Origin of the sequence: Alcanivorax sp., assembly GCF_014762765.1 — a bacterium.
Taxonomy (GTDB): domain Bacteria; phylum Pseudomonadota; class Gammaproteobacteria; order Pseudomonadales; family Alcanivoracaceae; genus Alcanivorax.
Window position 1 is genome coordinate 1 of sequence record NZ_JABURH010000126.1, and the last position, 4,798, is coordinate 4,798.

At 62.1% G+C, this 4,798-nt stretch carries 4 protein-coding genes; all 4 read right to left on the reverse strand.

Annotation, left to right across the window (positions count from 1 at the left end):
• Positions 1-129 precede the first annotated feature (129 nt).
• The 4 genes from HUJ17_RS08075 to HUJ17_RS08090 all read right to left on the reverse strand — a co-directional run bounded on the left by HUJ17_RS08075 (position 130) and on the right by HUJ17_RS08090 (position 4,499).
• Positions 130-846, reverse strand: coding sequence for an SGNH/GDSL hydrolase family protein (locus HUJ17_RS08075; protein WP_290510213.1), 717 nt, complete (start codon positions 844-846; stop codon positions 130-132).
• Between the two features lie 3 nt (positions 847-849).
• Positions 850-2,475 (reverse strand): NAD(P)/FAD-dependent oxidoreductase, encoded by a 1,626-nt coding sequence (locus tag HUJ17_RS08080; RefSeq protein WP_290510214.1) that lies wholly within the window; start codon positions 2,473-2,475, stop codon positions 850-852.
• Positions 2,472-3,083: a TetR/AcrR family transcriptional regulator gene (locus HUJ17_RS08085; RefSeq protein WP_290510215.1), complete on the reverse strand. Its 612-nt coding sequence runs from the start codon at positions 3,081-3,083 to the stop codon at positions 2,472-2,474. The genes HUJ17_RS08080 and HUJ17_RS08085 overlap by 4 nt, the downstream gene beginning before the upstream one ends.
• A gap of 378 nt (positions 3,084-3,461) precedes the next feature.
• Positions 3,462-4,499 carry an aldo/keto reductase gene (locus HUJ17_RS08090; protein ID WP_290510216.1) on the reverse strand — a complete coding sequence of 346 codons (1,038 nt, stop codon included), beginning with the start codon at positions 4,497-4,499 and terminating at the stop codon, positions 3,462-3,464.
• Positions 4,500-4,798: the final 299 nt, after the last annotated feature.

Consider the following 4,798-nt stretch of genomic DNA (forward strand, 5'->3'; position numbering starts at 1 on the left):
ACCTACGAACTGGATGCGGATGTGATCGGCGCGCAGCTTAGCTACCGCTTCTGATCGCTAGCTTCGTCCCACCCAAAAGGCCCTGCTTGCAGGGCCTTTTTTATGTTCGTCCATCACGCGGAATCTGATCTACTTCGCCGTCTGCAGTCTCGCCGTCAGTGCCGGCGCCAGCGCGGTGGCCATGGCCTGATATCCCTTGATGCCCGGGTGGTAGCCGTCTTCGGCCAGCAGGGTTGGATCCGTCATTGCCGGGTAGCCCAGATAGATAAAATCATCGGGCTGCTCCGCGGCCAGCTTCCGCTGAATGGCATCCAGTTGTCTGGCTCGCCAGCCCAGTAGCTGTCGCAGAGGCGTGGGCAGGGCGGTAAAACGGTGCATTGGCGGTACGCTAAGCAGGAACAAGGGGCCAGGCAGTTGCGCGCCCAGGGCCAACAGCTGTTGACGGTAACGGCGCCTGGGTGTCAGCCCGGTGGTGTCATTGACGCCCATGCTGAGCAGGATGGCATCTGCCGGCGCCAGTTGGATGGTCTTCAGATGGTCCAGCAGGGCCTGCAGGCGAATACCGTTAATGCCATGGCTGCGCCAGCCAATGGTGCGCCGGCTTTGTTGATGTAATTGCCGGGCCAGCTGGCTGGCCAGGCCATCTTGATGATGCGTTACGCCTACCCCGGCAGCAGTGGATTCGCCGAGCACCAGCAGTTGCCATGCAGGCTCCCCGTCACCGTACTGGCCGTGCGGGTCGCCGTGGGCCTCCGGCAAGCGTGGGGTGGTGCGGCGGGTCCGTTTGCCCTGCCAGACCAGCAGCGGCGCGAGCAGGGTGATACTGAGCCAGAAGGGTAGGTGCATGGGTTACCCCACAAACATTTTCTTGGCCAGCGGCAGGCCTTTCAGGCCGCTCACGGCAACGGTGGTGAGCAGGCCGCCGATCATGGCGCCAACCACGCCGCAGGTCATGATGTCCTGGCCGGTCAGGTAGAGGCCCGGGAGGCGGGTCTTCGGTTTCAGCCAGTCCTGCTCAAACCGTTCTGGCGTGTGGTCCAGTCCGTAGATCTCGCCGGTGCTGTAGCGGCAGAAATAGTCCGTGGACAAGGGCGTGGACAGTTCGTAGTAATCCACCTTGCCACGTAAATGGGGCATCTTTTCGTAGAGCTTTTCCAGCAGACGCTGGGCATAGGCGTCCTTCTTTGCCTCGTAATCCTCCCCGCGTTTACCCCAGGGCTGGTCCGCCCAGTCCTGATACCACTCGAATGGCCCGGGTGCCACGATCTCGATAGTGGCCCGGCCCGGGTAGCGCTCCGCGAAGCTGGGATCCTTGGCGGAGGGAAAGGATATATAGGTGAGCGGAATATCGTGGCTGTCCGGGGCGGCGAGAAAATTCTCAACCTGGCCACGGTAATCTGCACCCGGGTAGATCCAGAAGTTGGTTTTCGGCAGCGCCAGGTTCTCCGCCGTGTCCTGCAGGCCGATATACAGGCAGACGCTGGCCATGGAGCGTTGCACCTGCCCCAGTTTGTTCTGGTAGAACGCCTTGTGGGGCGCGTTATCCGGCAGCAGTGGCCCGAACGTATTGAAGACGCCGGCGTTGCTGATCACGGCGGGGGCGTGGATGGCCTGGCCGTCGGCCATGCGCACCCCCACCGCCTTGCCGTTTTCGACCAGGATTTCTTTCACGTCCGCATAGGTGAACACTTCGCCGCCGCCTTGCTGGATCACCGGGATAATGGTCTTGGCCATTTCCGAGGCGCCGCCCACCGGATAGTAGCCGCCGTAGAGGTAATGCCGGGCAATCAGGGCGTGGATGATAAAGCTGGAGTCATCGGGCACCAGGCCGTTGTCGCCCCACTGGCCGGTCAGGGCAGCGATCAATTCCTGGTTGCCGGTGAGGGTTTCCAGTACTTCCCGGGTGGTGCGGTTGAGAAAGTCGGGGGCCTTGCGGCGGGCCAGATACCGAAACGGGCCGGCCATCAGGTTCGGCAGTACCTTGGCCAGGGTGACACCGGGCATGGCCTTTGCCACCTGGGAGAGATAATCCAGATAGCTGTCGATGGCCTGCTCTTCATCGGGAAACTGGCTTTTCAGTTCCTTGGCAAAGGCCTCGGGCCCGGCGACCAGATCGATCTGGCGATCGCCGATAAAGAGTCGGTCGTAGTGATCGTCCATGGCCGCCCATTGCAGTTGGCCGTCGGTAACATAGTCAAACAGGCGGCGGGCCAGGGTGTGTTTGGCGCCCATGTCGCCAATGTAGTGAACCCCCACATCCCATTCGTAGCCATTGCGGTCATAGCTGTGGGTGAAGCCGCCGGCGGTGTAGTGCTGTTCGAGCACGATTACCTTCTTGCCCATTTTGCTCAGGCAGGCGGCGGCGGTCAGGCCGCCGATACCGGAGCCGATGACAATGGCGTCATAGGGGCCGTCCAGGCGGTTGGCCCGGTAACGTCGGCCAACGCGAAGGGTACTGGGTGTGGGGCTGCTCATGGGGTGGGCTCCTTGTTGGAACGTTCAATGCTGCCATCCAGCAGCAGGGCGGTAATGCCCGCTGCCAGTTGCGGTTCGGTGTCAGGGCCGGGCAGGTGGCCGTCGATGGTCAGTTGCGACAGCCCGTGCACCAGGGACCAGGCGGCGGCGGTAAGCAAGGACAGGGGGGCCGCTTTCAGATAACCCCGCTGCTGGCCGTTTGCCACGGTGTCTTCCAGTACCTGAAAGGCGGCCAGCCCGGCCTGATCCAGTCGCGGGTGGGCGCCGCGCGGCAGCACCCGTCCGCCGAACATGAGTCGGTACAGGTTGGGCTCCTCCCGGGCGAAGGCCACGTAGGCCAGGCCGATGCCGATCAGGGCGCTGCGGCTGTCTTGCTGGTCCACGGCCAGCAAATGCTGACGCAAGGTCTGGAAACCGCTGATCGCCAGTTCGGCCAGCAGGCTTTCCCGGTCGGCATAGTGGCGATACAGCGCCGGCGCGCTGACGCCAAGCTGCCTGGCCAGGGCGCGCAGGCTGATGGCGCCGTCACCCTGCTCGCGAACAATGGTCAGTGCCAGCTCGTGAGCCTGCTGATGAAGGTCGCCGTGGTGGTATGCCGTACGTGCCATGATCTCTCATTGGTTAAAGTTAACGCCGTTAACATTGCATGAGCAAGACTGTCTCGTCAACGGTTCTATGTGGGTCAGTAGGTGGCTACAAAGCTGCTGTAGGAACGGAGCGTAGCGGAATAACGCCAAAGGCGGCCCGAAGGGTGAGCGATGCAATAACACCTCTTGAGGGGCGAGCCGCGCTCCAGCGTGGAAATCGCCCGCAGGGCGATTCGGGATGCCAGCGCTCGACAGGTTTCAGGAAGAACAGGGTTTTTGAAACCGCTGTAGCCTCGCTGGGCTCGGTTCGTCCCCAGGATGGGAGCCGAGGCGGAGGTGTATTAAGGCATTCAGGTGTGACGCGCCGCGCCCAGGTATTGGGCGCGGCGGCTGCTGATGTCAGGGTGCCGGGTACGGAAAGCGGTTATGGATAGCTTCCAGCGCTTTTTCCAGATCCCGGTCCCAGGGCAGGTCCACGCTTTTCAGGTTTTCCTCCAGCTGGGACAGGCTGGTGGCACCGATGATGTTGCTGGTCACAAAAGGGCGGGTGGTGACAAATTGCAGTGCCAGCTGAGTGGGGCTCAGGCCGCGCTCTTCTGCCAGCTGGCAGTAGGCGTCGGTGGCCGCGCTGGCCTGTTCGTTGGTGTAGCGGCTGAATTGTTTGACCTCTGTCAGCCGTGCTCCCTTGGGCCACTGGTTGTTGCGGTACTTGCCGGTCAACATGCCGAAGGCCAGGGGCGAGTAGGCGAGCAGGCCGACATGCTCGCGGTGGGCGATTTCCGCCAGGCCCACTTCAAAGCTGCGGTTGAGCAGGGAGTAGGGGTTCTGGATGCTGACCGGCTGGGCCAGGCCGATCTTCTCCGCTTCGCGCAGAAAGGTCATGGTGCCCCAGGGGGTTTCGTTGGACAGGCCCCAATGGCGGATCTTGCCGGCATCCACCAATTGTTTGAGGGCGGCCACGGTATCGCTGATGGCAATGCCGTCCTCCCCGTCCCGGTGCTTGTAGCCCAGCCGCCCGAAGTAGTTGGTGGTGCGTTCCGGCCAGTGCAGCTGGTACAGGTCGATGACGTCGGTCTGCAAGCGCTTGAGGCTGCCCTCCAGGGCGCCTTGCAGGCTCTCTGCGCTAAAACGGGGGCCGCCGCGAATGTGCTTTACATAGTCGCCGGGGCCGGCGGCCTTGGTGGCCAGGATGACCTTATCGCGGTTGCCGGTGCGGGCAAACCAGTCGCCGATAATGGTTTCGGTGCGGAATGAGGTTTCCGGGCTGGCCGGCACGGCGTACATCTCGGCGGTATCAAAAAAATTGATGCCGTGGTCCAGCGCCATGTCCATCTGGGCGTGCCCTTCATCGGCCGTGTTCTGGCTTCCCCAGGTCATGCTGCCCAGGCACAGGCTGCTCACATTCAGATCAGTACGTCCAAGACGGCGGTATTCCATGGCGAACTCCTTGCAAGGGGGCCGGTAGGCACGGTTAGAATGGGCGCCAATCTCATCATGCTGCAGGTTGCGGCACAATGGTGGGAACTGACCTGTAGTCAGGCAGTAAACGTCATGACAACAAAAGCCCCTGAACCGCTTGTGTTCTGTGGGGGGCTTGGGTAGAATTCGCGCTCTCTTGCCCGGCGGAACCGTCGCCGGCGGGTGTTTGCTACCCGTAACATATTGAATTTAGGGCAGAATTCCATGAAGACCTACAGCGCAAAACCGGAAAGCGTAAAGCGCGACTGGTATGTGGT

Excerpts from the sequence above, each read along its gene's own strand:
- HUJ17_RS08075 (WP_290510213.1), bottom strand. The coding sequence starts at position 846 with ATGCACCTACCCTTCTGGCTCAGTATCACCCTGCTCGCGCCGCTGCTG.
- HUJ17_RS08085 (WP_290510215.1), bottom strand. The coding sequence starts at position 3,083 with ATGGCACGTACGGCATACCACCACGGCGACCTTCATCAGCAGGCTCAC.
- HUJ17_RS08090 (WP_290510216.1), bottom strand. The coding sequence starts at position 4,499 with ATGGAATACCGCCGTCTTGGACGTACTGATCTGAATGTGAGCAGCCTG.
- HUJ17_RS08080 (WP_290510214.1), bottom strand. The coding sequence starts at position 2,475 with ATGAGCAGCCCCACACCCAGTACCCTTCGCGTTGGCCGACGTTACCGG.